The following is a 1,849-nucleotide window of genomic DNA, read 5'->3' as shown; positions in this document are numbered from 1 at the left end:
GTCTTTTTTCACCATGGTGGTGAGTTTTAAGTAGTTGTTCACTGGCATACGAAGGTGAGATTCAATCCCTAACGTCGCGCCCACTCGGCCATGCTTACACGGTAGAGAGTTTAATGCGCTGGCGACGAGGCTAATGCCGTCATCTTCAGGTCTTGGAGATGGCCAAGTAATGATGTTATCAATCCAAGTTCCGGCCATACCGCTTGCGCCGATTTCAGGGATGATGGCAATAGGTTTACCTTCAGCAGGCACGATGACAAACCAAGGACGTGTTGGGCTGTGCCAAAACTGGGTATGAAAGCCGGTGAAGTAACGAACGTTAGGCTCGGTGGTGAAAATCATGGCATCGAGTTTTTTGTCATGCATGACTTTTTGAGCACGTAATGTTCTGTTTTCAAACTCCGCCAGTTCAAAGCCTCGGTTTAAGTAGTTAGTCATCAAGTGTTACCCCTGTTCCCGTAATGTTATTGGTGTGATGTTGTGTATCAACGTCACTGTATAGTTCATATTTGTGAACTTTATGGGGAGGATATTAATGATATTTCAGTCAAATAATGTGACCCAAGTCTTGCGGTTCACTATAGTGCACTGAAAGTGCCTTTAATCGAATAATTTATTGATTTTGGTCAATTTTGGTAGGTTTGCGATAAAAAAGTTTAACTTTGTTCTTGATGGGGAGGGAGATATATAGTTATATAGTTACATAAAGTTAATTGATTGCCGGGGCTGTTTGATAGTTATGTCGAATGTGTGATGGCGATCAAAGTTAACAGTAGTGACCTTTTGTGGGGCGCTGATGCACTGCCAAAGATTAGGTCATTTATTAGAATTGCTTTATTGACTATTGTTTTTTAGACGTAGATTTTAATGCATTGTTTTATAGGTATTTTCTGTTTTTTATGAATGCTCGAACCCAAGTTCGAGTATTTTTGAGCGATTCGTATTGGGCATAAGATGCATTTACGGTCGTAATGTTTTGAAACACTATTTAAGAGTAAATTAAGATGAAAACAACCATTCATACAGAGTCAGCACCTGCCGCTATCGGTCCTTATTCACAAGGAACGGCATTTAAAGAGCTGGTTTTTACATCCGGTCAGTTACCGCTAGATCCAACGACGATGGCTTTTGTTGAAGGGGGCATTACCGAGCAAGCTCGCCAATCTCTGTCTAACTTAAAAGCAGTATTAGAGGCGGCTGGCGCGTCTATTGATAGCGTGGTGAAAACGACGTGTTTCCTATCGGATATGGAAAACTTTGTGGCATTCAATGAGGTCTACACAGAAGTATTTGGTACTGAAAATGCACCATCACGATCTTGTGTAGAAGCCGCAAGATTGCCGAAAGACGCCTTGGTTGAAGTTGAAGCGATCGCGTATATCAAATAGTCATTCATAGTTACTACGAGCCATCGGCATTTATCACCTCCTCTCATATTTTGATAAATCGTTGGATGGCTTGTTTTATTCTTCTCATTTTGTTTCTTTTAGGTACCTCCCATGCTCAAACTCGCCAACAATAAATTCTATTCTGGAAAAACTAGAGCCCTGTTTTCTGCTGATCAAGCGCTTCAAGCGCGTCAATTTCACCAAAAAATTGAAGGTTACACACCGACACCGTTAGTGTCTTTACCTGCCCTAGCGCAACAATTAGGCGTGAAAGCGGTGTTGGTGAAAGATGAATCTAAGCGTTTTGGTCTTAATGCGTTCAAAGTGTTGGGTGGCTCCTATGCATTAGGTCGTCAATTGGCCAAACACTTGAATGTGGATATTGCTGAAATTGACTTAAAAACCGTGTCATCAAAGCTTGAGGCGCCATTAACGTTTGCTACAGCAACTGCAGGTAACCA

General features: G+C 41.8%; 2 protein-coding genes and 1 pseudogene. 2 read left to right on the top strand and 1 reads right to left on the bottom strand.

What is annotated here, in order from left to right:
- On the bottom strand, positions 1-438 hold a 438-nt coding region (locus L4D05_RS23970; protein WP_428795497.1), incomplete at its 3' end, for an aminopeptidase P family N-terminal domain-containing protein.
- Positions 439-1,004: 566 nt separating this feature from the next.
- Between L4D05_RS23970 and L4D05_RS23965 the strand changes: the two genes are divergently transcribed.
- Positions 1,005-1,388: a RidA family protein gene (locus tag L4D05_RS23965; RefSeq protein WP_428754500.1), complete on the top strand. Its 384-nt coding sequence runs from the start codon at positions 1,005-1,007 to the stop codon at positions 1,386-1,388.
- Positions 1,389-1,499: 111 nt separating this feature from the next.
- Positions 1,500-1,849 (top strand): annotated as a pseudogene (locus L4D05_RS23960) (diaminopropionate ammonia-lyase); the annotation flags it as partial.

Origin of the sequence: Vibrio nomapromontoriensis (assembly GCF_050337205.1) — a bacterium.
Lineage (GTDB): Bacteria > Pseudomonadota > Gammaproteobacteria > Enterobacterales > Vibrionaceae > Vibrio > Vibrio nomapromontoriensis.
Note: the sequence above shows the minus strand (reverse complement) of the source record. Positions and strands in the feature narration are given on the sequence as shown.

Coding starts and splice junctions, on each gene's coding strand:
- L4D05_RS23965 (WP_428754500.1), top strand. CDS start 1,005: ATGAAAACAACCATTCATACAGAGTCAGCACCTGCCGCTATCGGTCCT.